This window comes from Bradyrhizobium sp. G127 (assembly GCF_021502575.1).
Taxonomy (GTDB): Bacteria; Pseudomonadota; Alphaproteobacteria; order Rhizobiales; family Xanthobacteraceae; genus Afipia.
Window position 1 is genome coordinate 952,086 of sequence record NZ_JAKFGN010000002.1, and the last position, 23,635, is coordinate 975,720.

The 23,635-nt window shown below is 62.5% G+C and carries 22 protein-coding genes; 4 read left to right on the plus strand and 18 right to left on the minus strand.

Annotated elements, in window-relative coordinates; all coding sequences use genetic code 11:
- The first annotated feature begins 124 nt into the window (after positions 1-124).
- Positions 125-1,114, plus strand: a complete 990-nt coding sequence (gene dgcA, locus LVY71_RS16670) for an N-acetyl-D-Glu racemase DgcA (RefSeq protein ID WP_235100962.1) — start codon at positions 125-127, stop codon at positions 1,112-1,114.
- Between the two features lie 9 nt (positions 1,115-1,123).
- Here the strand turns inward: dgcA and LVY71_RS16675 are convergent, their stop codons facing one another.
- The gene (locus LVY71_RS16675; protein ID WP_249788534.1) at positions 1,124-2,311 is read right to left on the minus strand and encodes an MFS transporter; all 1,188 of its coding nucleotides are present in this window, start codon (positions 2,309-2,311) and stop codon (positions 1,124-1,126) included.
- 116 nt (positions 2,312-2,427) lie between these two features.
- Between LVY71_RS16675 and LVY71_RS16680 the strand changes: the two genes are divergently transcribed.
- Positions 2,428-3,459, plus strand: a complete 1,032-nt coding sequence (locus tag LVY71_RS16680) for a hypothetical protein (protein ID WP_235100964.1) — start codon at positions 2,428-2,430, stop codon at positions 3,457-3,459.
- Positions 3,460-3,576: 117 nt separating this feature from the next.
- Here LVY71_RS16680 and LVY71_RS16685 read toward each other — a convergent pair whose 3' ends face one another.
- The 5 genes from LVY71_RS16685 to thiD all read right to left on the minus strand — a co-directional run bounded on the left by LVY71_RS16685 (position 3,577) and on the right by thiD (position 8,281).
- Complete coding sequence (locus LVY71_RS16685) at positions 3,577-4,557, minus strand: threonine/serine dehydratase family protein (RefSeq protein ID WP_235100965.1); 981 nt, start codon at positions 4,555-4,557, stop codon at positions 3,577-3,579.
- A gap of 61 nt (positions 4,558-4,618) precedes the next feature.
- Positions 4,619-5,692 (minus strand): glycosyltransferase family 4 protein, encoded by a 1,074-nt coding sequence (locus tag LVY71_RS16690; protein WP_235100966.1) that lies wholly within the window; start codon positions 5,690-5,692, stop codon positions 4,619-4,621.
- The gene (locus LVY71_RS16695) at positions 5,692-6,504 is read right to left on the minus strand and encodes a UDP-2,3-diacylglucosamine diphosphatase (RefSeq protein WP_235100967.1); all 813 of its coding nucleotides are present in this window, start codon (positions 6,502-6,504) and stop codon (positions 5,692-5,694) included. Before LVY71_RS16695 ends, LVY71_RS16690 begins: the two co-directional genes overlap by 1 nt.
- A gap of 42 nt (positions 6,505-6,546) precedes the next feature.
- The gene (locus LVY71_RS16700) at positions 6,547-7,206 is read right to left on the minus strand and encodes a class I SAM-dependent methyltransferase (RefSeq protein ID WP_235100968.1); all 660 of its coding nucleotides are present in this window, start codon (positions 7,204-7,206) and stop codon (positions 6,547-6,549) included.
- Positions 7,207-7,465: 259 nt separating this feature from the next.
- Complete coding sequence (gene thiD, locus LVY71_RS16705; RefSeq protein WP_235100969.1) at positions 7,466-8,281, minus strand: bifunctional hydroxymethylpyrimidine kinase/phosphomethylpyrimidine kinase; 816 nt, start codon at positions 8,279-8,281, stop codon at positions 7,466-7,468.
- A 154-nt stretch (positions 8,282-8,435) separates the two neighbouring features.
- Here thiD and LVY71_RS16710 point away from each other — a divergent pair, with 154 nt between their 5' ends.
- Complete coding sequence (locus LVY71_RS16710; protein WP_235100970.1) at positions 8,436-8,678, plus strand: Lrp/AsnC ligand binding domain-containing protein; 243 nt, start codon at positions 8,436-8,438, stop codon at positions 8,676-8,678.
- A 169-nt stretch (positions 8,679-8,847) separates the two neighbouring features.
- On the opposite strand, the gene LVY71_RS16715 is transcribed toward LVY71_RS16710, so the two are convergent.
- Positions 8,848-9,825 (minus strand): DMT family transporter, encoded by a 978-nt coding sequence (locus tag LVY71_RS16715; RefSeq protein WP_235100971.1) that lies wholly within the window; start codon positions 9,823-9,825, stop codon positions 8,848-8,850.
- A 190-nt stretch (positions 9,826-10,015) separates the two neighbouring features.
- Positions 10,016-10,930, minus strand: coding sequence for a c-type cytochrome (locus LVY71_RS16720; RefSeq protein ID WP_235100972.1), 915 nt, complete (start codon positions 10,928-10,930; stop codon positions 10,016-10,018).
- Positions 10,931-11,020: 90 nt separating this feature from the next.
- Between LVY71_RS16720 and LVY71_RS16725 the strand changes: the two genes are divergently transcribed.
- Positions 11,021-11,449, plus strand: a complete 429-nt coding sequence (locus LVY71_RS16725) for a CHRD domain-containing protein (RefSeq protein ID WP_235100973.1) — start codon at positions 11,021-11,023, stop codon at positions 11,447-11,449.
- A gap of 125 nt (positions 11,450-11,574) precedes the next feature.
- Here the strand turns inward: LVY71_RS16725 and LVY71_RS16730 are convergent, their stop codons facing one another.
- From LVY71_RS16730 to LVY71_RS16775, 10 genes are all read right to left on the minus strand, one after another.
- Positions 11,575-12,024, minus strand: coding sequence for a cytochrome c (locus tag LVY71_RS16730; protein WP_235100974.1), 450 nt, complete (start codon positions 12,022-12,024; stop codon positions 11,575-11,577).
- Between the two features lie 106 nt (positions 12,025-12,130).
- Positions 12,131-14,437 carry a xanthine dehydrogenase family protein molybdopterin-binding subunit gene (locus tag LVY71_RS16735; RefSeq protein ID WP_235100975.1) on the minus strand — a complete coding sequence of 769 codons (2,307 nt, stop codon included), beginning with the start codon at positions 14,435-14,437 and terminating at the stop codon, positions 12,131-12,133.
- 96 nt (positions 14,438-14,533) lie between these two features.
- Positions 14,534-16,063, minus strand: a complete 1,530-nt coding sequence (gene murJ, locus LVY71_RS16740; protein WP_235100976.1) for a murein biosynthesis integral membrane protein MurJ — start codon at positions 16,061-16,063, stop codon at positions 14,534-14,536.
- Between the two features lie 46 nt (positions 16,064-16,109).
- Entirely contained in the window at positions 16,110-17,255 is a 1,146-nt protein-coding gene (locus LVY71_RS16745; protein ID WP_235100977.1) for a DegT/DnrJ/EryC1/StrS family aminotransferase, read from the minus strand.
- Positions 17,256-17,292: 37 nt separating this feature from the next.
- Complete coding sequence (locus tag LVY71_RS16750; protein WP_235100978.1) at positions 17,293-18,306, minus strand: Gfo/Idh/MocA family protein; 1,014 nt, start codon at positions 18,304-18,306, stop codon at positions 17,293-17,295.
- A 294-nt stretch (positions 18,307-18,600) separates the two neighbouring features.
- Positions 18,601-18,882 carry a hypothetical protein gene (locus LVY71_RS16755; RefSeq protein ID WP_235100979.1) on the minus strand — a complete coding sequence of 94 codons (282 nt, stop codon included), beginning with the start codon at positions 18,880-18,882 and terminating at the stop codon, positions 18,601-18,603.
- Positions 18,883-19,042: 160 nt separating this feature from the next.
- Positions 19,043-19,663: a hypothetical protein gene (locus tag LVY71_RS16760; RefSeq protein WP_235100980.1), complete on the minus strand. Its 621-nt coding sequence runs from the start codon at positions 19,661-19,663 to the stop codon at positions 19,043-19,045.
- Positions 19,664-19,847: 184 nt separating this feature from the next.
- Entirely contained in the window at positions 19,848-21,260 is a 1,413-nt protein-coding gene (locus tag LVY71_RS16765; RefSeq protein WP_235100981.1) for a mannose-1-phosphate guanylyltransferase/mannose-6-phosphate isomerase, read from the minus strand.
- Between the two features lie 24 nt (positions 21,261-21,284).
- Entirely contained in the window at positions 21,285-22,301 is a 1,017-nt protein-coding gene (locus tag LVY71_RS16770; RefSeq protein ID WP_235100982.1) for an NAD-dependent epimerase, read from the minus strand.
- A gap of 19 nt (positions 22,302-22,320) precedes the next feature.
- Complete coding sequence (locus LVY71_RS16775) at positions 22,321-23,604, minus strand: nucleotide sugar dehydrogenase (protein WP_235100983.1); 1,284 nt, start codon at positions 23,602-23,604, stop codon at positions 22,321-22,323.
- Positions 23,605-23,635: the final 31 nt, after the last annotated feature.

Genomic DNA, 23,635 nt, shown 5'->3' on the forward strand with positions numbered 1-23,635 from the left:
CGTCGAAGCCGCGCCCGGTCGACCAGCCAACCTACCACGATGTCAACAAACTGTACGGGGATGCTCCTAAGAGCCATAATTGCCGCGTCTGAACAAGCCCGTCCTCACGAAATCGATTCCAGAAATGACGCTATCTCTCAATCTCGCCGCCCGGATCGAGCGCTGGCCGATCGCCGGTGGCTTCACCATCAGCCGCGGCGCCAAGACAGAGGCCGTTGTGATTGTGGCACAGGTAAGTCGCCAAAACGTTACGGGGCGCGGCGAATGCGTTCCCTACGGCCGTTACGGCGAGACACCCGAGGGAACACTGGCGGCGATCCTCGACCTTGGGGCTGCATTCGAACGGGGTATCGACCGGCAGGCCCTGCAAACTCGGATGCGGCCGGGTGCGGCCCGCAATGCGCTCGACTGCGCGTTGTGGGACCTGGAGGCCAAGGTGGCGAATAAGCGGATCTGGGACCTGCTTGGACAGACCACGCCGCGCCCGCTGATCACGGCCTATACGATCTCGCTGGGCACGCCCGAGAGCATGGCGGAAGCCACCGCAAAGGCCGCGCACCGGCCGCTGCTCAAGATCAAGCTCGGAGGCGACGGCGACGAGGCCAGGATCGCCGCCGTCCGCAAGGCTGCGCCGGACGCAGAGCTCATCGTGGATGCCAACGAGGCCTGGATCGAGGCCGATCTGGAGCGGCATCTTGCGGCCTGCGCGGAAGCCGGCGTGACCATGATCGAGCAGCCCCTGCCTGCGGGACATGATCAGGCGCTGGGACGGATCAAGCGGCCGGTATCGGTGTGCGCCGACGAAAGCGTGCACGATCGCGGCTCGCTCGAAGGACTGCGCGAGCGCTACGACGCCATCAACATCAAGCTCGACAAGACCGGCGGCCTCACCGAGGCGCTGGCCATGGCCGGGGCCGCGCAGGCGCTGGGCTTCGACATCATGGTCGGCTGCATGGTGGCGACGTCGCTGGCGATGGCACCGGCCATGATGATCGCGCAGGGGGCGCGCGTGGTCGATCTCGACGGGCCGCTGTTGCTGACGAAGGATCGCGACAACGGCCTGCGCTACGACGGCAGCACGGTGTATCCGCCGGATGCCTCGCTCTGGGGTTGACCTGACCCGTTACGACCCGTGATGGGCGTCGAGCCGTCTGCGCGAAACGGCCATCACGATGCCGCCCGCCAGCGCCATCATGGCCATGGCGTAGTAGACCCCCTCGCCCACCCGCGCATAGATCAGCCCGGACAGCATCATGGTGAGGCTGGTCACCGCCCCCTGCGATGCCACCATGTAACCCTGCGCGCTGGCGAGCATGTGATGCGGCACGCTGCGGACCATCAGCGCGACGGTGCCGACCTGCGTGATCCCGAAGGTGAGGCCGTGCATCAACTGCACCGCCGTCAGCACTTCGATCCGGGGCTCCTGCGCCGTGATCGTCCAGCGCAGCACACCGCTCATCGCGCCGATCAGGACCATCACCGTTGGCGACAAGGTGAGGCGCGGCGAGATCGCGAACACCACGATCTCGGCGACAACTCCGAGCGACCACAGGGCGGCGATCGTGAACCCGCCGAATCCTGCGTCCTGCCAGGTGATCGAGGAGAACGCGTAATAGGCGGCGTGACTGCCCTGGATCAAAGCCGATGCGCCGATGATCGCAAGAAACAGCGGCATCCGGAGCAGGCCGCTCGCCCGCTCCTGCGGCGCGGGTCCGGACGCAGGCGCGTCGAGCGGGACGATGCCGAGGCCGACCAAAGCACTGAGTAGTGCGACGGCCACGATGATCCAGATCAGGTTTTGAGGATCGATGACCTTGAACAAGAGGCCGGCGACCATCGCAAACACGACAAAGGACGCAGACCCCCACAACCGCATCCGCGCATAATCGAGGCCGTGTCGCGTGACACCTTTCAGCGCGTAGCCGTCCGTCAGCGGACTGAGCGGCGTCCAGAGGCAGGCGATGACGGCATAGGCAATCAGGATCGTGAGCGGATCGCGCAGCAGTCCCAGCACGGCGAATCCAACGGCCGTGACGAACGCGAGCGCAATCATGGTCCCGCGCAAGACCTGATGCCGTTCGGCGGAGGCGGTCACGAACGGCAGGATCGTGAAACGGGAGAGCGACGGCGCTGCCGTGATGATTCCGATCCAGGAGACATCAACGCCGATCGCCTTCAGCCAGACCGGAAAGAACGGCAGATGGACGCCGATGATGCCGAAAGTCGAGGCGTAAAACAGGCTGATCCGCACGGCAAATCGGCGAGCAACGGATTGCCCCGCGGGGTGCTTTTGTGATTCGCTGGTGGGCAAGGGAATTGCGATTCGCTGCGGTTCGTGGTGACTCTTATCTAGCGCGTGTTCGGCGTATCAGCACACCGCTTTTCCCGGCGGATGGTTCTCGCTAAAAGGTTTTCTCAAAGGTTTTTATGGCCCACGAAGCCTTCGCCCTGTCGCCGATCTCAGCCCGCGCCGCGTCACCGACGGATGCGGACTTCGAGGCTATCCGGGACGCATTTGTGGAAACCGCGCGCGGCCGCTGGTTTCTGGACGAATACGCGAAGCGAAACCGCAACACCGACACCGCGATGGTGCTGGAGGCGGTGGCCCGCATCGAGCACTCGCTGGCCGTTCAGAAGGAAGAGCAGCAACGGCAGGCGCTCAGCGAACCGCCACCGGCTGAAGCACCCTCAAACGAACCGCCTTCGAACGCGCTGCCGGAAGCGATGACCGCGGTCCGGGCCATCGTTGCGGCCGCCCGCGAAAGCGCAGCATCCGTATTGGCCGGTCCCGCATTCGAGGAAGCGATGGCACCGTCGCGCAAATGCGCGCGGGTGATTCGTGAAATCGCCTGGGGCCTGCGCGAATCCGGCGCGGACGGACGCATCTGCGCGCTGCTGGATTCCCAGGTCGATGCAATCAACGCGGCGTGCGATCAGGTCGTGGCCGGTGGCCTCAGTGACAGCGTCATGCGTGCATTTGATCAGGCCGCGCAGCAGATCGGCGACCTGATGCCCGTCGCCACTGCAACGGAAGCCGAGCCGATTGCGGCGATCCATGCCGTCGCCCTCGATGTGGCTCCGGAAGAGACGCCAAGCGCGGCGGTCGACGACGAACTGTTCGAGGTTGCGGCCGTCGCTGAGATATCGTCACCCGAACCGGCACTTGTGGACGAAAACGAGCCTGCGGAACTGGCAACCGTCTCGATCGAGGCAGAAGTTGCGCCCGAGCCCGTTGCAGCTGCGCATCTGACGCTGGTGCGCGACGAACCGGATATCCAGTCCGATATCGAACCGGCGGCAGAGATCGCGCCTCGACCTGTCATCGATGCGCCTATATCGACGCTCGGCGCCAGCCTGATCGCGAACGGCATTCTCGCGAAGACAGCCTCGCCACGCAGCGACCCGCTGGCGGCGATCCGTCGCATGACGCTGGCGGAGAAAGTCGCGTTTTTCAGCTAGGGCATGATCCCGAAAGGTGGAATCCGGTTTTCGGAAAAGATCATGCCCTCAGACTCTAAAGGTGAAATGGCGGCGATCTTCGCCGCAAAAGGCGGCCAAAAGGCTGAATTGTGACGCCTACTGAATGAGCTTCGCGTAGAGATCCGCATCGACATTGCCGCCGGACAGCACGATGGCGACGGTCTTGCCCCGGGCATCGATATGCCCTGCGAGGAGTGCCGCGAGCGCAACCGCCCCGCCCGGCTCCACCACCAGCTTCAATTCGCGAAACGCGAACGCAACCGCCTTGGCCACTTCGTCATCGGTTGCGGTGACGCCCTTCACGCCGAGTTTCTGATTGATCGCGAAGGTGATCTCGCCGGGGATCGAGGCCATCAGCGCATCGCAGATGGTGCGGCCGATGGCGCGATGCGGCTCACGATGTCCGGCGGCGAATGATCGCGCGTGATCGTCGAAGCCGTAGGGCTCGACAGTCATCAGCGAAGCACTGGGAAACTTTGCCTTGGTCGCCAGCGCGATGCCGGCCATCAGGCCGCCGCCGGAGGCCGGCGCGGACACGAGATCGGGCGCAGTGCCGAGTGTCGCGAAATCCTCGGCGAGCTCACGGCCGACCGTGCCCTGCCCGGCGATCACCCATGGATCATCGTAAGGCGGAACCACTGTCGCGCCACGCTTGGCCGCCAGATCGCGTGCGATGGCATCGCGGTCTTCCTTGTCGCGGTCGTAAGGAACGACCTCGGCACCGTAACTTTTCGTGCGTTCGATCTTGGAGACCGGCGCATCCGACGGCATGACGATGACCGCCGGCATGTTCAGAAGCTGCGCCGCGGCGGCGACGCCTTGCGCATGATTGCCTGACGAGAACGCGACGACGCCGGCCTTTCGCGCCGCCTGGGGAATGGAGGATAATTTATTGTAAGCGCCGCGAAACTTGAAAGAACCTGTTCGCTGCAGCACTTCAGGCTTGAGGAAGATACGGCCGCCGGTCAGCGCATCGAGCGCGGGCGACGTGATGAGACGGGTTCTGACGGCGACGGGCGCGAGAACCCGCGCGGCGGCATCGACATCGGCGGCGGTCGGGAGAACGAGTTCGGTCATGGCGCCTGTATAGCGCGCCGGCCTCTCAGAGCAAGATCGCCCGGGAACAGCGGCTATGCGATCAGGCGGTAGGCACCGACTCCGATGTCAGCCGAAGCCTGCGGGCGAGACGCCGCCGCCAGCGGCGCTTGACCTGCGGCGGCCGCTCGCGCGTCACGTTATCGATGAAGGCCTGCGCGCAGGCGCCCCAACTTCGCGACGCCGCAAAATCGCGGCAGGCTTCACGGGAAATAGTGAGCGCAGTGAGACATGCGGCGCGCAGGTCGTCGTTCAATGCACCGACCGGTGCGTCGCCGATCACATCGAGCGGACCAGACACCGGCAGCGCGGCGACAGGAACGCCGCTGGCCAGCGCTTCTAACAGGACGAGACCGAAGGTGTCGGTCTTGCTCGGGAACACGAAGACATCGGCGGCGGAATACGTTTCCGCGAGTTTCTCGCCCTGCATGGTGCCGAGAAAAACGGCGTCGGGATATGCCCGCTCAAGTTCTGCGCGAGCCGGACCGTCGCCGACCACGACCTTGGTGCCGGGCAGATCGAGATCCAGAAACGCTTCGAGATTTTTCTCGACGGCGACACGGCCGACCGACAGGAACACCGGTCGCGGCAAGGCGAGATCGAAATCGCGCGGACGGAACAATTGCGCATCGACCCCGCGCGACCACAGCACCACATTGCGGAAACCACGTCCCCGCAATTCATCCGCAAGCGCCGGCGTCGCCGCCATCACCGCATCGCTGGTGCCGTGGAAAAAGCGCAGCGCCGCCCAGACCCAGGATTCCGGTATCGGGAAACGCGCCGAGATATATTCGGGAAAGCGGGTGTGGAAACTCGTGGTGAACGGCACCTTGTTCTTCTGGCAGTAGCGCCGCACCAGAATTCCGATCGGCCCCTCGGTCGCGATGTGAATGTAATCGGGCTGCGCCTCTTCGATCATGCGCGCGATCTTGCCTGGACGCGGCAGCGCCAGATGGATGTCGGCATAACTCGGAAGAGAAATGGTCCGGAACGACTGCGGCGTGAGGAATTCGACATCGACGGCCAGAGGCGCGGCGGCCTCCGCCATCTTGGTCAGCGTGCGCACCACGCCGTTGACCTGCGGGTGCCACGCGTCCGTTGCGATGAGAATACGCATCAGGCCGCCTGCGCGGTGACGCGCGGTGCAGGCTGCGTCCGGCGCAGCGGATCGGTCCAGGTCAGGATTTCAAAACGGCCGTCGTCGTGTTCGACCAGCGCGGTGCAGCTCTCGACCCAGTCGCCGCAGTTCATGTAGCGGATGCCGTTCTCATCCCGGATCGTCGCGTAGTGAATGTGGCCGCAGATCACGCCGTCAGCGCCATGCCGCTTGGCCTCGTTGGCCAGGGTCTGCTCGAACGCGCCGATATAGTTGACGGCGTTCTTCACCTTCAGCTTGGCCCATTGCGACAGCGACCAGTACGGCACGCCGAACAGCTTGCGGAACGCATTGACCAGACGGTTCATCTGGATCGCGAAATCGTAGGCCTTGTCGCCGAGATGGGCGAGCCAGCGTGCGTTCTGCACCACGAGGTCGAAGATGTCGCCATGGATAACCAGATAGCGCTTGCCGTCCGCGCCTTCGTGAATGGCCTGCTCGACCACCTCGACACCGCCGAAATGCGTGCCGTAATAGGAGCGCAGGAATTCGTCGTGATTGCCGGGGATGTAAATCACCTTGGCGCCCTTGCGAACCCGGCGCAGCATCTTCTGAACGAAGTCGTTGTGGGACTGCGGCCAGTGCCAGCTGGATTTCAGCGCCCAGCCGTCGATGATGTCGCCGACCAGATAGATGGTGTCGGCGTCGTGGCAGCGAAGAAAGTCGAGAAGGCGGTCGGCTTGCGAACCGCGGGCTCCGAGATGGACGTCGGAGATAAACAAAGTGCGAAAGCGTCGTTCTTGACTACCGTCGCTCATAACCTGTCTTTCCATGGGCGAGCGCTTATCAAAATTGCATGACAGCGCGATGACGGATCAGGCGGCCTGCGAGTTGAGAGTTCGTTCGAAACAAACCAGCGTATAGATGCCGAACGGCGCAACTTTGCGCCGCTCGACCAGGGTGGTGCTTGCGTTTGATTGCGCCCACGCCTGAAGCCGGGCGAAAGGAAATTCCGGGCGAAGGCCGAGCGAGCGGGTTTTTTGCGCCGCCCAGCGCTCGACGGCGGCGGCGACGCCGACTTCGGAATAGAGATGATTGACGAGGATGATGCGCCCGCCCGGCTTCACCACGCGGTGGCATTCGGACAGCACCTGCTCCGGGTTGGCCACCAGCGTGATGACGAATTGTGCGACGACGCAATCGAAGGTCGCGTCCGCGAAGGTCATGTGGTGCGCGTCCATCTGATGGACCGCCTTGACGAACGGATACTTTCCGCTCGCCATTTTCATGCGTGCCTTCTCCAGCATCGGCGCGCTCATGTCGATGCCGGTGATCTCGGTAGAGCGGTCGTAATCGTCGAACGAAAGACCGGTGCCGACGCCGACTTCGAGGATTTTACCGCCAGTGGCCCGCGCGGCGGCCGCGGCTGCGCGGCGCCCCTTCACCATCACCGGGCCGCACACCGCGTCGTAGATTGGCGCCCAGCGGGCATACGCGGTCTGAACAGTTGACTTGTCGAGGTCGGTGCTCGTCATCCTGGCTCCTAATAAGCGGCCTGACGGAATCAGACGGATCGTTTGCTTATTGGCGAATACCAGCGGAGTACGACAAACAGGCGACAGGCGCGGCGGGTTGTCGCGGACTGTTACTTCGGGTGCTCGTCATCCTGAGGTGCGAGCGCACCTGCGCGAGCCTCGAAGGATGACAAGCCATGGAAAGCGCCATCGCCCTTCGAGGCCCATAGCCGTTCGAAGAACGGCGATCTATGAACGCCCATTGCTTGGCTTCGGCACCTCAGGGTGACGGCGCTTTTTCGAAGGCGTGGAAGTGGTGGATCGGTCCGTGACCGTGGCCAATCTGAAGCCGGTCCGCCGCGGCGATGGCGGCGCTGACATAGGCCTTGGCCTCACGCACGGCCGCCTCAAGGCCCTGCCCCTTCGCGAGGCCCGCCGCGATGGCCGACGACAGCGAACAGCCGGTGCCGTGCGTGTTGGTCGTCGCAATGCGTGGAGCGGCGAGCCGAATGACGGAATCACTGTCGATCAGGATATCGGTGCTCTCGGGACCATGTCCGTGACCGCCCTTGATCAGCACCGCAGGGCATCCCATCGCCAGCAGCAGCCGGCCCTGACGCTCAATGTCTGCTTCGCTTTCGGCAATGGCCTCGTTCAACAGCGCCGCTGCCTCGGGCAAATTGGGGGTGATGAGACTGGCGCGCGGAAACAGGTTTGTCCGCAAGGCATCGATAGCATCGGGCGACAGCAGCCGGTCGCCCGATGTCGCAACCATCACCGGATCGACAACCACATGCTTCGGCGACCAGCGATCAAGACCCGCGACAATGGACTCGATCGCTTCGCGCCGCGCCACCATGCCGATCTTGACGGCCTTGACGTCGAGATCGCCGAACACCGCATCGATCTGCGCGGCGATGAAGTCCGGCGGCACGTCATGGATGCCTGTGACGCCGCGGGTGTTCTGCGCCGTCAGCGCCGTGATCACGGACGCGCCATAGACGCCGCAGGCTGCGAACGTCTTGAGGTCGGCCTGAATGCCCGCGCCCCCGCTCGAATCCGAGCCCGCAATCGTCAGCGCAACCGGTATGCTCATGGCATTCTCGTGATGGCTTCGCCCGCCGAAGCCGATCCATATCTTGATCTAACCTGCCCTCCGGACACCAGCAAGCCGGGTTGCCAGTTCGAGCGGATTTAGCTCTATTGCGCCCAGGATAATGCCCACCAAACAGCTTGCCGGAGAAACAGCGATGGTTCCTTTCTTTGTCCAGATCAAGTGCAAGCTGGGCCAGTCCTACGAAGTCGCCAATGCCCTCGCGGAGGCGGAAATTGCCTCCGAGATTTACTCCACGGCGGGCAACTACGATCTGCTGGTCAAGTTCTATGTCGAAAGCGGCACGGACATCGGCCACTTCGTCAACGAGAAGGTTCAGGTCCTTCCGGGCATCCAGGACACCTACACCATCATCACTTTCAAGGCGTTCGGGGTTTGAGGGAATTGGTTTAGGGCGCACCACACATCCGGAGTCATCCCGACGCAGGCCGGGACCCATAATCCCTGAGTCATCAAATCTGGCGTGATGGCCAAGCGACTCTTTCCTCTACCATCACAACGTTCAGGGGTGATGGGTCCCGGCCTACGCCGGGACGACCAGAAGCACATCACGCCGCCTTCGCCTCGTCCGTCACCGGCGCATCGGGATCTTCCTCGGCATCGGCCATGGTCGCGATCGCCGCGACCGGCGTGTCACGCAGCCGTTTCAGGCCGAGATAGCGCTCGCGCAGGATGACGAAAATTCCGGCGCTGGCGACGACGACCGCGCCGATCACCACATACAGCGTCGGCACTTCGCCGAAGAACCAGTAGCCGAGAATGAACGCCCACAGCATGGCGGTGTAGTCGAACGGCGCAAGGAACGACGCCGGCGCGAACCGATAGCTGTCGGTGAAGAAAATCTGACCCAGCCCGCCGGCAACGCCGATTCCGGCCAGCACCGCAATATCCTGCCACGTCGCCGGCATGCGCCAGCCGAACGGCGCCGTCAACAGGGACACGAGCAGCACCAGCAGCGTCATGAAGATGACGATGGACGAGGTGGTTTCGGTCGCCGTCAGGCGGCGGATCTGAATCGAGGCGCCGCCCGCCGTAAAGGCGTTGGTCAGCGCGAAAAAGAGGCCGACGGTCATCGCCGAAGTCAGCGCCACATGATCGCGCGCATAGGGTGTCAGCATCAGGATGACGCCGCCGAAACCGAATGCGACCGCCGACCAGCGATAGGCGTGGACATGCTCCTTCAGAAAGATCGCGGCGAAGATCACGGTGATCAGCGGCGCAAGGAAGGCGATGGCGGTAAAATCGGCAATCGGAATCCGCGCCAGCGCCGCCATCGTGCAGAATGTTCCGACGATGCTGAAGAAACCGCGCAACAGGTGATCCGACGGGCGCTTGGTGCGGAGCGCACCGCGCAGTTGCCCGCGCCAGCCGAACACGATCAGGATCGGGATCAGCGCGAACACCGAGCGGAAAAAGGCCACCTGCCCTTCCGGATAGGCGCCGGCAAGATAGCGCACCTGCGCGCCCATGATCGTGAACATCAGCGTGCTGGCGACCTTGAACGAGACGGCTTTGACGATATGCATGAAACAAGCGGGGATCCGGAGGCAATTTCGGCCCGAGTAAGCACGCGGCGGCGGTCCATAAAAGCCCGTGCATGACATGGCTGCCGGGCGGGCCATGCGCTCACGTGTTTTGGTTTTTGATGGAAAACACCCCGATCCAGGCAAGAACCTTCAACGGGTCGTCCCGGCGAGATTCACGCGTCCGATGCTCTCACGTCTTTTTCGGCCGCGCCGGGCCATCCACCGCAGGAAGCGACTTCAGATAGGCCGCCATCGCCGCGCGATCCTCATCGCTCAGAAGCGCCGTATTCTTGATCACGCGCACCATGGAGCCGCCAGCGCTATCGCCGCTCGGCAATTCACCGGTCTTGAGGAAATACGCGATGTCTTTCTCCGACCAGTCCTTGAGCCCCTTCTGGGTGATGTTCGGCACCCAGCCCTCGCCCTCCGGATTTGGCCCGCCCGCAAACCGCTGCGGCGCGACGATGCCGCCAAGAAAATTGCGCGGGCTGTGGCACTCGGCGCAATGGCCGAGGCCGTTGACGAGATAGGCGCCGCGATTCCATGCCGCCGACTGTTTCGGGTCCGGCGTGAAAGGCTTGTTGTCCAGAAACAGAAACTTCCAGCCGCCCACAAGGCGGCGGATGTTGAACGGGAAGCTCACATTGTGGGGGCGGATGCGGCCCGACAGCGGCGGCAGGGTCTTGATGTAGGCGAACAGGTCGCGGATGTCCTGCGTCGTGGCGTGCTGATACGAGCCATAGGGGAATGCGGGATAGTAGTGTTCGCCGCCTGGCGACGTTCCGTGTTTCATCGCGGTGACAAAATTTGCCTCGGTCCAGTTGCCGATGCCGTTCTGCTTGTGCGGCGAAATGTTCGGCGCGTAGAAGGTGCCGAACGGCGACGGAATGGCGAGGCCGCCGCCGAGCATGGTGCGCGGTTCGCCGGCGACACCGTGGCATGACGCGCAGCCGCCGGCATTGAACACCGTCTCTCCGTTGGCGACATTCGGCGTATAGGCCGGCAGCGCCTCGGCGGACACCACGGCGGGAATGGTCACGAACCAGAAAACCCCGAGGCCGGCGACAAGGGCGAGGACCGCCAGCAGGAGAACCCTCCGAAACATGATCGCCCCCAAAAATGAAATGTCAGGAACTAAACGGCCGTGGCCAGTGTTCAATCAATATTGGAAGTCGCAAAACTAGGGGAGAAAACCATGAACAGCAAAGCATTTGCGCTTGGAGCATTCGCCATCGGCGCCTCCGTCGCACTCAGCGGGCCGGCGTTTGCCGAGAAAATGACGATGAAGGTCAATCTGACCAGCGTTGCCGAAGTGCCTCCCAACAACAGCCCCGGCAAGGGTACCGCCGACGTCGGATTCGACACCGCGACCAAGGTGCTGACCTGGAAAGTCACCTACTCCGGTCTGACCGGCCCGGCCACCATGGCCCATTTCCACGGTCCCGCCGAGGCGGGCAAGAATGCACCCGTGGCCGTTCCCTTCAAGGACGCCGCCAGCGGCGCCGAAGGCAGCGCGACCCTGACCGATGCGCAGGCCGCCGACCTGCTCGCCGGCAGGATGTATATCAACGTCCATACCGAAGCGAACAAGGGCGGCGAAATTCGCGGACAGGTCACGAAGTAAACTTTCGGAATCCTGTCCGAGCCTGAAATGGCGACGGCAATTTCGCGACCCAAACAAACGGGGTGGCCGGTTAGCCGGCCACCCCGTTCAACATTGCAAAGTTTTGTGCGCGAGATGTCAGCCCGTCACTTGAGCTTGACCCGGTAAGTCTCGTGGCAATCGTTGCAGCGGTCGTTGATGGCGGTGTAAGCGGCCTTCAGGCTGTCCACGTCTTTGACCTTGCCCTTGGCGTCAGCGATAGCCTTGGCGACGGGAGGGATTTTCGAATCGAAATCCGGCTTGTTCTGCCAGACTTTCTGCGACGACGTGTAATCCGCGCCGGCCACGTCCTCCTTCGGATTGGTCGCGAAAACGGTCGCAATCTTGCCGACGCCCTCTTCGAGCTGAACCAGGGCCGCATCGATCGCGGCCTGATCGTAGGCAGCCTGGCCTCTCACGGTCCGTCCCACGACACCGTACAGGCTCTTCGCCAGCGTCTTCATCGAGTTATCCTGCTGCACGGCGATGTCCTGCTGGGCAACAACAGCGCCGGCACCGAGCAGCAACGTCACGGCTACAAGAACAGCACGCTTCATGCGATATTTCCTTCCCTGAGTTTCAAGTTCTCAAACACCAACTATCCGAACCAGCCATCGCCGCAGGCTGACAAGCCTCAATATTTTTTCCGGTGCCGGGAATTTTCTACATTCGATGCTGGCTGCGGCTCTTTTCGATCGCCATCCAGACACGTTCGGCCGTCGCCGGCATATCGATGTGGTCGATCTTGTACTCGCGCCACAGGCCATCGACGATCGCATTCACTACCGCTGGACACGAGCCGATCGCGCCCGCCTCGCCGGCGCCCTTGACGCCGAGCGGGTTGGTGGTGCACGGCACATTGCGGGTTTCGAACTTGATCGACGGGCCGTCCGCCGCGCGCGGCAGCGCATAGTCCATGAACGTGCCGGTCACGAGCTGGCCGTCGGCGCTGTCGTAGACCGCCTGCTCCATCAATGCCTGACCGATGCCCTGCATGGTGCCACCGTGCACCTGTCCCGCCAGCAGCAACGGATTCAGCGTCACGCCGAAGTCGTCCACGATGACGTAGTTCACTACACGGATCACGCCGGTGGCAGGATCGATCTCGACCTCTGCGATATGGGTGCCGTTCGGATAGGTGCCGTCGGCGCTGCTGAACGTGCTGCTGGCGGTCAGTTTCGACGGATCGGACCCGGCCCGTTTCGCTAGGTCGGCAAACGACACCGTGCGGTCGGTGCCGGCCACGCGGATCGCACCGTCGCTGAACTCAAGATCGCCCGCGCCCGTTTCCAGCACATCGGCAGCGATGTCTTTGAGGTTCGCGCCGAGCGTGCGCGTCGCCCGTTCCACGCTGACGCCGCCGGATGGAATCGAACTCGATCCGCCGGTGCCGAGACCGGTCGCAATCTCGTCGGTATCGCCCTGATGGATGTGGACGCGCTCGGGCGCGATCCCGAACTGCTCCGCGACGATCTGCGCATAGGCGGTCTGGTGTCCCTGCCCGCTGGACTGGGTGCCGATCAGGATCGTGACATCGCCGTTGGGATCGAGCCGCACCTGCGCGGTTTCCTCGCCCATCGTGCCGCAGACTTCGACATAGGTGCCCATGCCGATGCCGCGCACCAGTCCCTGTTTCTTGGCGGCCTTGGCGCGCTTCGGAAATTCCTTCCACTCGGCAACGTCCATCGCGCGCTTCATGTGCGCGGCGAAATCGCCGGAATCGTAAACCTTGCCGGTGGCGGTCTTGTACGGCATCGCGCGCGGCGGGATGAAATTCCTGCGCCGGATCGCATCGGGCGTCATGCCGAGCTTGCGTGCCGCAGCATCGACCAGACGCTCGACTACGTAAGCCGCTTCGGGGCGGCCCGCGCCGCGATAGGCATCCACCGGCACCGTGTTGGTGAACACGGTGCGGACACGGCAATGAAACGCCTGCACATCGTAGAGACCCGGCAACATGCCGGCTCCGCCATGCGGAATGTACGGTCCGAAGGTCGACAGATACGCGCCCATGTCGCCCATCAGATCGACATCCATGCCGAGGAATTCGCCGTCCTCCGCCAGCGCCATGCGCGCCGTGGTGACGTTGTCGCGGCCCTGCGCGTCACCGACAAAATGATCGGCCCGCTCGGCGGTCCATTTCACCGTCTTCTTCAGCTTGCGCGCGGCGACCGCCGCCAGCGCGTATTCGCGATACGGAAACAGCTTGGTGCCGAAGCCGCCGCCGACGTCGGGGCAGATCACCCGCATCTTCTCGACGGGAATCTTCAGAACGTTTTGGCAGAGAATGTCGCGAAGCCGATGGCTGCCCTGACTGCCGAGCGTCAATGTCAGATGATCGCGCTTTGCGTCGTATTCGCAAACCACCGCGCGGGTTTCCATGTAGTTGGTGATGATGCGCGGATTGACGATGGTGATTTCCGCGACCGCATGCGCCTTCGCGAAGGCCGCTTCCGCCGCCTTCCTGTCGCCGATCGACGTGTCGAACAGGACATTTCCGGCGTGATCCGGCCAGACCTGCGGCGCACCCTTCTTGACCGCATTGACGAGGCCTATGACCGCCGGCAGCGGCGTCCACTGAACCTCGACGGCCTCGATAGCATCGCGCGCCTGCTCGACAGTCTCCGCGACGACGAACGCAACCGCGTCGCCGACATGACGCACGACATCGCGCGCGAGAATGGCATAGGGCGGTGCCTTGAACGGCTCATCCGGCAGGTTGAACTGACACGGCAAACCGCCGAGGTCTTTCACGTCATCGCTGGTCAGCACAGCAGCGACACCGTGCAGACTACGGGCGCGCGTCACATCGATCTTGAATGTCGCGTGGGCGTGAGGCGACCGCAGCACCAGCGCATGCAGCGCCGCCGAGGGCGCGTAATCGTCGGTGTAGCGGCCCTTGCCGCGAATCAGGGCATCGTCTTCCTTGCGCAGGACACTCTGCCCGACGCCGAATTTTACTGGAGCCATGCTTTCTCCGACTGCGATCTGGAACCGTTCTAGGGTCCATCATGCAGCGGATCGTGGGGAAGCGCAAATCTCTCGCCGGTCGTCCCGCGAAAGACCCTAGGGCCGGATCAATCCCACCAGCCATCGCCTTCCGAACAGCAGCAGTACACTCCCGCCATATACGGCGGCACCCACCACGATCAAAATTCCGAGAGCGGTCTCATCGCGCAGCGAGTCCTGGGTTGCCAGCGCGGAGGAGGCCCAGCGCGACGCGAGCCATAACGCGGCGGCAAGCACCACCCCGGCCAGGGCAAATTTCGCCAGCGACGTGACGAAGGCGCGATCGAACACGAAAAACTTCTGGCGCACGGCGAACAGCACCACCAGCAGCAGATTGACCCACGCGCCGACGGCCGTCGCGAGCGCAAGCCCGATCTGCGCCAGTGATCCGACCAGCAGGACTTTCAGGGCGACGTTGATGGCCACGCCGGTCAGCGCGGCCTTCACCGGCGTCGCGGTGTCCTTGCGGGCATAGAAGGTGGCGACCGCGCTGCGGATCAGCACGAAGGGAATGAGCCCGATCGCATAGGCCGCGAGCGTGGCGCCTGCTTCCGCGGCGTCCGCCTTGGTGAACGCGCCGCGCGCGAACATGGCGCGCATGATGACATCCGGCACCGTGAGAAAGGCCGCGACGAACGGGATCGAGAACAGCAAGGTGAAATCGAACGCACGCCGCTGCGAAGCCAGCGCCCCTTCGTGATCGTTGGCGGTGATCTGCCGCGACATTTCCGGCAACAGCACCGTGCCGATGGCAATGCCGATGACGCCGATCGGCAATTGATTCAGCCGGTCCGCATAATAGAGCGCCGACAGCGCGCCTGTCGCCAGGAACGTGGCGATGATGGTGTCCGCGAACAGCGCGACCTGCGTGCCCATCGAGCCCAGCGTCGCGGGCCCGAGCGCGCGGAAGAAGCCGCGCACGTCTTCGTCCAGTTTCAACGACGTGAATTTGGGAAGGATGCCGTGCACCTTGGCGTCGCCGGCGAGCAGGATGTACTGCAGAAAGCCGGAGATCAGCACGCCCCACGCCGCCGCATGCCCCGCGGTCGGGAAGAACGCGGCCAGCGCCAGCGTCGCCATCATCGACAGGTTCAGGAAAATCGGGGCCGCCGCAGCACTTGCGAAGCGGTGCATGACGTTGAGCATCCCGCCATACAGCGTGACCAGCGTGATCAGCAGCAGGTACGGGAACGTGATGCGGGTGAGTTCGATGGCGAGATTGCGCTGCGCCGGATCGTCGGTAAATCCCGGCGCCAAAATCGACATTGCCTGCGGCATGAACGCCAGCGCAAGGACCAGCAGCACGATCTGCGACGCGAACAACAGCGTGAAGATGCGATTGCTGAACAGCTTCGCGGCGTCCTCGCCGTGCTCGCCCTGGACATGGGCATAAGCCGGCACGAAGGCCGCGTTGAACGCGCCTTCCGCGAAGATCGCGCGAAAATGGTTGGGAAGCCGCAGCGCCACGAAAAAGGCGTCTGCCACAGGGCCGGCGCCGAGGATCGCCGCAAGCATGATGTCGCGCGCGAACCCCGTGACCCGCGACAGAAGGGTATAGCCGCCGACGGTGAAAATTCGCCCGAGCATCCGCTGCTTCTATAGCATCACGCAGCCGCGCAAAACGCTCAAATCACTATGAAAGAGCGTCGCGCACAGCCTTGATGACGCGATCCTGCGCCGCCTGATCGAGGTAGGCATGCATCGGCAGGCTGATGACGTCGTCCGACAGCTTCTCGCTGACCGGCAGTCCGCCCTCGACGGTCGGATAATGCTTGTAGGCTGTCTGCTTGTGCATCGACTTCGGATAGTAGATCGCGGTCGGAATGCCCTGCGCCTTGAGCGCGGCGGCGAAAGCATCGCGCCCGCCGCGCGGCAACCGGATGGTGTATTGCGCCCACACCGACGTGTTGCCGTCGGCGACGCGCGGAGCCGTCACGATGTTATGCAGCGCGTCGAAATAGCGGCTCGCAACCTTGTTGCGGGCATCGATCTCGTCCTGAAAAATCTTCAGCTTCTCGATCAGGATCGCGGCCTGCATGGTATCGAGACGCGCGGTAAGACCAAGGCGGACGTTGTCGTATTTCTCGGTGCCCTGCCCGTGGACGCGCACGCTGCGCAGCCGTTCGGCGAGATCGGCGTCGTCGGTGAAGATCGCGCCGCCGTCGCCGAAGCAGCCCAGCGGCTTGGCGGGGAAGAAGCTGGTGGCGGTTGCAAGCCCGAATGTGCCGAGGCGCTTGCCCTTGTAGGTCGCGCCGAACGACTGCGCAGCGTCATCCAGTACAAAGAGGCCTTCGCTTTTCGCGACCTCGGCAATCGCATCATGGTCCGCAGGCTGTCCGAACAAGTCCACCGGAATGACGGCCTTGACCTTGAGACCGAGCTTGCGCGCAGTCGCGATGCCCTTCTTCAGGGACGCGATATTCATGTTGAAGGTCGCGTCATCGACATCGACGAACACCGGCGTGGCACCGGTCAGCGCGACCACTTCGCCGGTCGCGCAAAAGGTGAACGACGGGCAGATCACCGCGTCGCCCGGCCCGATGCCCTGCGCCATCAGCACCATCAACAACGCGTCGGTGCCGCTGGCGCATGCCACGACATGCTTCGCGCCGCAGAACGCCGCGAGATCGGCCTCAAGCTGGGTGACTTCGGGACCGTTGATGAACTGGCAATGGGTCAGAACACGCGCCACGGCCTCGTCGATCTTGGTGCCGAGACGTCGGCGTTGCGCAACGATGTCGATGAAGGCCACGGGCTCTGGGCGCAGATGCTGGTTCATGATGCGTGCCGAATTGATTGCGAATAATGGGTTGCCGTCAGCTTGCGACCGCGCGCGGTCCCTTGCGCAGCGGCGCGGCGATGGCGCCAGCCGGTGCTTCGAGACACTTGATCGCGATCTCGAGGCTTGCGACGCCTTCGTCGCCGGTGACGGCCGGCGCATTGCCGGTCCGCACCGCGTCGAGGAAGGCGACGAGTTCGGCGCGCAACGGTTCATCATGGCCGACCGACAGATGGCGCATCGAGTAGCTGCCGTCGCGCTGGAAGCCGAAACACTCGGTCACCTGCCGCGTCAGCAGATCGCCCTGAATGTACTTGCCGCGCGTCGCCACGGTGACGCTGCGCGCCTTGAAGGGCGTCAGCCAGTTGGTGTTGATGTGGGCGAGCACGCCGGAGGCGGTGCGGAACTGGAGCAGCGCAATGTCTTCGCGCTCGGCGACCGCACTGGCAAGCTGTGGCTGAACATCGACGATGTCGGATTCGGTGAACCAGCGGATCAGATCGATGTCATGGACCGCGAGATCGATCACCACGCCGACGTTCGACATGCGCGGCGGAAACGGGCCAACGCGCGTGATCGCGATGGAAAGGATTTCCTCGTCCTTGATCGCCTGCTTGATGGCAGCGACTGCCGGATTGAAGCGTTCGACATGGCCGACCATCAGGGTCACGCCGGCATCCCGCGCGGCGGCGACGATCTCGTTGCCTTCTTCGACCGACGGAGCGATCGGCTTCTCGACGAGAAGATGAACCTTGCGCGCGATGCAGGCCAGCGACACATCCCGATGAAGATGCGTCGGCGCGGCAATGGTCACCGCGTCGAGACCGGCATCGAGCATTTCCTCGAGCGTCGCAAAGGTCGGGCAGCCGACGATCTGGGTCGCACGCGCGCGATGCGCGGGTAACGGGTCAACAATGCCGACCAGTTGGATGCCGGGCAAACCCGCCAGCACACGCGCGTGATTTGTCCCCATCACGCCTGCACCGACAACACCGACGCGCAGCACCCGGTCGTCGCCTGCATTATTTTTTGCCGACACCATCGAACTCATGTTTTGAACCTTCGAATCCCCGGCGCGAGTCGCGCGCCATCCACCCATCAATGTCCTAGCATGCCGTCACATATGAGGCGAACGCGGCAGCCCGGACCTATTACACGTTTTGATGCAAAGGATTACAGTTCTCGTTCCATAGTCTGTTGAAAACATTAAGGTTTACGACAAAGCGATCGCCGAGGGCCCAGATCTTCAACACAACCCATACTGGGTTCGTTCGGCCAATACCCTCCTCAATGGACCCCCTAGATGGCTTCGTTCCGCCAAAATATCGGGCCGAGACCGTCGAGGTTAAACAACCTCAATTGCCGTCGCTTTACGGGCCTCAAGGTCGCGCTGGCTGCGCTTCCAGCGCGAGCGTGCCTTCCGCTCGTACGACTCAATCTTGGCGAGTTCGCGCGCTCCCTGTTGAAAATCCTCAGTTGAAGCTGCCGTCAGAAGGCTTTCGAGAACCTCAGCCTTCTTCGTTTTCACGCGTTCGAGGTAGAGAAAGTTCTCGGCAGCGTACCGAGCAGCCTCATCGACCCAACAGTCGTTACTTCCGCCCGCCAGTTGCCGGGAAAGCATGTCCAATCTTCGGTGCTCATCCTCGCTCGCAGAAGTCTTAGCTGCCAGACCGTGGCGGTATGCGTTTCGGCTTGAACGCATTTTGCCCTCCAGGGTCTGAGGACCAGAACTCTGGAGAGCATTCTTTCGGTTAGCAGCAATTTTCCGGTCCGACGTCACGGATGCGCTACTGCGATTTCGTCGGCTTCATCGCGACTGCTTCATCCGACGCCTTACGAGCGCGCTGCGCAAATTCGCGGCGGTGCTCAATTTCGCGCAGCAATGCCATGCGGCGCTGCTGCGCGAAGGCAATGGATTTCTTGACGCTCTCAAGCTCCTTATAAATCTCGCTATAGCTCGCCGCCAAGATCGCTTGATCTTCGCCTTGACTATTTTTGTTCAAATCCTCCTCAATCTCTTTCCGCTTTGCACGGTCGTTCGCCCAGTTCTTGAACTGATCCTTCGCCTGCCCTCTGGCGACCCGCTCGGCCCCCTCTGGGACCTCGCGCAAATTCTTACGCATGAGGAGGCGTTCAACTGCAGCACCGCGGCTCTCCGCAAGGAGGGCCTCTCGGATCTGACGCAGGCGGCATTCCTCCCACGTCAGATCGATGAGATCGCGAACAAAAAGCCGCTCGATGAAATCCTTTGGGCGGATGCTTTCCAGCATCCTTTTAACGATCAGGCTGTAGTTTGCCGAATTGTCGCTCGGCGCAAAGGTCGGCGACCCCAAGAGATCGTAGAATTCTTGGGGAACGTCAAACGTCTCGGCTGGCTGTCGAGCGAATTTTACGGGCTGTTCAGACATTGCTGAACTCCTTTCGTTTAAGGTTACGAAATGGCCTGCCCATAGGCCGAAAGCATCCTGCATGATTCGCTCGGGTAAAGGGTGGTTTCTCGGACAACCGCTTCACTAAAAGCGGTGGGCGATGGCTTGCAATCCAAATTGTACCACGATCATCGTGCCAACGATTCGCGATCTCGTTAATAACTCACGACCGTCGGTAATCGTCCTCGATCCGGATGATGTCGTCTTCACCCAGATAGCTTCCGGTCTGCACTTCGATCAGTTCCAGCGGAATCTTGCCGGGATTTTCCATGCGATGCACCGCGCCGATCGGAATGTAGATGGACTCGTTTTCGTGAACCATTTTTTGCAGGTCGTTGACCGTGACCAGCGCAGTTCCCCGCACCACGATCCAGTGCTCCGACCGGTGATGGTGCTTCTGCAACGACAGCCGGCCCCCCGCCTTCACCACGATGCGCTTGACCTGATGGCGTTCGCCAATGTCGAGCGACTGATACGATCCCCAGGGCCGGTGCACCTTGATGTGGTCTTCGGTCACCTGCGGCGCCGCGACTTTCAGCTTGGCGACCAGCCGCTTCAGACCGTTCGGATCGTTCTGACGGGACACCAGAATGGCATCCTGCGTTGCCACCACGACCAGATCGTCGACGCCTTCCAGCGCGACCAGCGCCTTATCGGTGGAGACGTTGCAATTGCGCGAGTCCTCGAACACCGTCAGGCCCTGCGCCACGTTGCCGTGTTCGTCCTTGTCCGAAAGCTCCCAGACCGCGTGCCACGAGCCAACGTCCGACCAACCGCATGCGACCGGGATCACGGCAGCCTGCGTGGTTTTCTCCATCACGGCGTAGTCGATCGAAATCGGCTTCGCCTTGCCGAACGACTCCAGTGGAAGAGTGATGAAGCCGAGATCCTGCCCGGCGCTGTTCACGGCTTCGACCAGCGCGCTGACGCTGTCGGGATCGACGCTGCGATATTCGTCGAGCAGCATCTGGGCGCGGAACATGAAGTTACCGCAGTTCCAGAGATAGCCGTCCGCGACGTAGCGCGCAGCAGTTGCCGGGTCCGGCTTCTCGACGAACTTCGCAACCTTCCGCACATCGCCGGCAACGACATCACCGGGCTTGATGTAACCGTACTCGGTGGCCGGGCGCTCGGGGAGAACGCCGAACGTGACGATTCGGCCGGCGTTCGCGACACTCAAAGCTTTCTGGCAAGCTTCGACGAAAGCGGCAGGATCGCGCACCACATGATCTGCGGCCAGCGCCAGCACGACCGCATCCGCATCACGCGTCAATGCGAAGGCGGCGCCCCCGGCAATCGCGGGACCGGAATCCCGGCGCGCCGGCTCCAGCAGGATGTCAGCCTCAAGGCCGATCTCGTTCAGTTGTTCGAGCACCATGAAGCGGTAGGCCGCATTGGTGATCACGATCGGACGACCGAAGAGGCTCGGGTCGCTGACCCGCCGCACGGTGTCCTGAAACGTCGAGCGCGCGCCGAACAGCCGAAGAAACTGTTTCGGGCGGCCTTCGCGCGAGGCGGGCCACAGGCGCGTGCCCGCGCCGCCGCACATGATCAGGGGAATAATACGCTCGGTCATGCGTCCTCTAAAAGTCAGGGAACCCTATAGTCCATGATAGTCGCGGAACCACGCCGCGAACCGCGCGATGCCGTCTTCAATAGAGGTCGAGGGACGGAAGCCGACTTCGCGCATCAAATCATCCACGTCGGCGTAGGTCGCCGGCACGTCTCCGGGCTGCATCGGCAGCATGTCCTTGACGGCCATGCGCCCGAATTCCTTCTCGAGAAGGCCGACAACCGTGAGCAATTCTTCGGGGCGGTTGTTGCCGACATTGAACACCCGCCACGGAGCCGCGCTCGTTCCCGGATCGGGAGCCGCGTCCGGCGCCGTGGCCTGTCCCACCGGCGCATGATCGATCAGACGCACGATCGCTTCGGTCACATCGTCAACGTAAGTGAAGTCGCGGCGCATGTCGCCGTGATTGAACAGCTTGATCGGCTGCCCGTCGATGATCGCCTTCGCGAACAGGAACATCGCCATGTCCGGACGGCCCCACGGCCCGTACACCGTGAAGAAGCGCAGACCGGTCGAGGGAATGCGATAGAGATGGCTGTAGGCGTGCGCCATCAGTTCGTTGGCCTTCTTCGAGGCTGCGTAGAGACTGATCGGATGATCGACATTGTCATGCACGGAAAACGGCAGCTTGGTATTGGCGCCATAAACCGAAGACGACGACGCATACAGAAGATGGCGGCAGGCGTTGTGCCGGCAGCCCTCGAGAATGTTCGCGAATCCCTGAAGGTTCGCATCCACGTAAGCGTTGGGATTCTCAATCGAATAGCGGACACCCGCCTGCGCCGCGAGATGAATCACCACGGGAAAGCGATGCGTGCCGAACAGGTCCGCGACACCGCCGCGCTCGACAAGATCAAGTTTGACGAAACTGAAAGCGGGATCGTTTTTCAGAACGTCGAGACGCGCTTCCTTCAACGCCGGATCGTAATAGCTGTTGAGATTGTCCAGCCCGACGACACGATGGCCGGCCTGCAACAGTTTCTGCGTGACGTGAAAGCCGATAAAGCCCGCCGCCCCTGTCACAAGTATTGCTTGATCCGACATTGCTTATCCCAACGGGTAATCAGAGACGCCAGAGTTCGATGCCGTCGGGCTGCCTGCTGCGCTCAAGTTTCATCTTCACGTCGAGAACGAGACCTTGCCCGCCGTTCAGAAGTTTCTGGATCATGGGCCAGCCTGCGTCGATATAAGTCTTGTGGGCCACCGCCATGATAACTGCATCGGCAGGCCGCAAGGATGCAAAATCGATCAGCTGCACACCGTACTCGTGCATTGCATCGGCCGGATCCGCCATCGGATCGCAGACCTGCACGGTGAGGCCGAAGGATTGCAGTTCGCGAATGACATCGACCACGCGCGAATTACGGGTGTCGGGAACGTCTTCCTTGAACGTGAGACCGAGCACGGTGACAACGCCGCCGCTGCCTTTCCGCCGTAACAGGCCGCGAATACACTCGCGGGCAATGCGCTGACCCATGCCATCATTGATGCGGCGGCCGGCGAGAATGACCTCCGGATGGTATCCCGCCTTCTCCGCGCGATATGTCAGGTAGTAGGGATCGACGCCGATGCAGTGCCCGCCGACAAGGCCTGGCTGGAACGGCATGAAGTTCCACTTGGTCCTCGCCGCCGCGAGCACATCGCCGGTATCGATATTCAGCGCCTGGAAGATCAACGACAGTTCGTTCATGAACGCGATATTGAGATCACGTTGTGTGTTTTCGATGACCTTGGCGGCTTCGGCGACCTTGATGGAGGGAGCGCGGTGAATACCGGCGGTGACGACCGATCCGTAAACGTCCGCCACGATATCGAGCGTCGCGGCGTCCTGCGCCGAAACGACCTTCATGATCGTCTCGAACCGATGCTGCTTGTCGCCAGGATTGATCCGTTCCGGCGAGTAGCCGACCTTGAAATCCGCTCCCGCCTTGAGCCCGGACGCCTTCTCCAGCAGCGGCACGCAATCGTCTTCGACCGCGCCGGGATAGACCGTGGATTCATAGACGACGATATCGCCCTTCTTGAGGACCGATCCGACAGTGCGTGAGGCAGCGAACATCGCGCCAAGATCCGGCCGGCGCGCTTCATCCACCGGTGTCGGCACCGTGACGATATAAAAATCCGACCCCTTCAGCGCATCCGTGTCATGCGCAAATGACAGCGATGGAGATCGCAGGTCCGAGGCCTCGACTTCATGAGTACGGTCATGAAACCCGCGCAATTCCGCGATGCGCTTCCGATCGATGTCGAAACCGACCACGGAAACGCCAGCGCGGGCGAAAGCGGCAGCCACCGGCAGTCCTACATAACCCAATCCGATGACCGCAATTTTACGCCCGTGAGCCACGAATTTCCGTCCTCAAATCTCATTGAGAGAC

Coding starts and splice junctions, on each gene's coding strand:
- dgcA (WP_235100962.1), top strand. CDS start 125: ATGACGCTATCTCTCAATCTCGCCGCCCGGATCGAGCGCTGGCCGATC.
- LVY71_RS16680 (WP_235100964.1), top strand. CDS start 2,428: ATGGCCCACGAAGCCTTCGCCCTGTCGCCGATCTCAGCCCGCGCCGCG.
- LVY71_RS16685 (WP_235100965.1), bottom strand. CDS start 4,557: ATGACCGAACTCGTTCTCCCGACCGCCGCCGATGTCGATGCCGCCGCG.
- LVY71_RS16690 (WP_235100966.1), bottom strand. CDS start 5,692: ATGCGTATTCTCATCGCAACGGACGCGTGGCACCCGCAGGTCAACGGC.
- LVY71_RS16695 (WP_235100967.1), bottom strand. CDS start 6,504: ATGGAAAGACAGGTTATGAGCGACGGTAGTCAAGAACGACGCTTTCGC.
- LVY71_RS16700 (WP_235100968.1), bottom strand. CDS start 7,206: ATGACGAGCACCGACCTCGACAAGTCAACTGTTCAGACCGCGTATGCC.
- thiD (WP_235100969.1), bottom strand. CDS start 8,281: ATGAGCATACCGGTTGCGCTGACGATTGCGGGCTCGGATTCGAGCGGG.
- LVY71_RS16710 (WP_235100970.1), top strand. CDS start 8,436: ATGGTTCCTTTCTTTGTCCAGATCAAGTGCAAGCTGGGCCAGTCCTAC.
- LVY71_RS16715 (WP_235100971.1), bottom strand. CDS start 9,825: ATGCATATCGTCAAAGCCGTCTCGTTCAAGGTCGCCAGCACGCTGATG.
- LVY71_RS16720 (WP_235100972.1), bottom strand. CDS start 10,930: ATGTTTCGGAGGGTTCTCCTGCTGGCGGTCCTCGCCCTTGTCGCCGGC.
- LVY71_RS16725 (WP_235100973.1), top strand. CDS start 11,021: ATGAACAGCAAAGCATTTGCGCTTGGAGCATTCGCCATCGGCGCCTCC.
- LVY71_RS16730 (WP_235100974.1), bottom strand. CDS start 12,024: ATGAAGCGTGCTGTTCTTGTAGCCGTGACGTTGCTGCTCGGTGCCGGC.
- LVY71_RS16735 (WP_235100975.1), bottom strand. CDS start 14,437: ATGGCTCCAGTAAAATTCGGCGTCGGGCAGAGTGTCCTGCGCAAGGAA.
- murJ (WP_235100976.1), bottom strand. CDS start 16,063: ATGCTCGGGCGAATTTTCACCGTCGGCGGCTATACCCTTCTGTCGCGG.
- LVY71_RS16745 (WP_235100977.1), bottom strand. CDS start 17,255: ATGAACCAGCATCTGCGCCCAGAGCCCGTGGCCTTCATCGACATCGTT.
- LVY71_RS16750 (WP_235100978.1), bottom strand. CDS start 18,306: ATGAGTTCGATGGTGTCGGCAAAAAATAATGCAGGCGACGACCGGGTG.
- LVY71_RS16760 (WP_235100980.1), bottom strand. CDS start 19,663: ATGTCTGAACAGCCCGTAAAATTCGCTCGACAGCCAGCCGAGACGTTT.
- LVY71_RS16765 (WP_235100981.1), bottom strand. CDS start 21,260: ATGACCGAGCGTATTATTCCCCTGATCATGTGCGGCGGCGCGGGCACG.
- LVY71_RS16770 (WP_235100982.1), bottom strand. CDS start 22,301: ATGTCGGATCAAGCAATACTTGTGACAGGGGCGGCGGGCTTTATCGGC.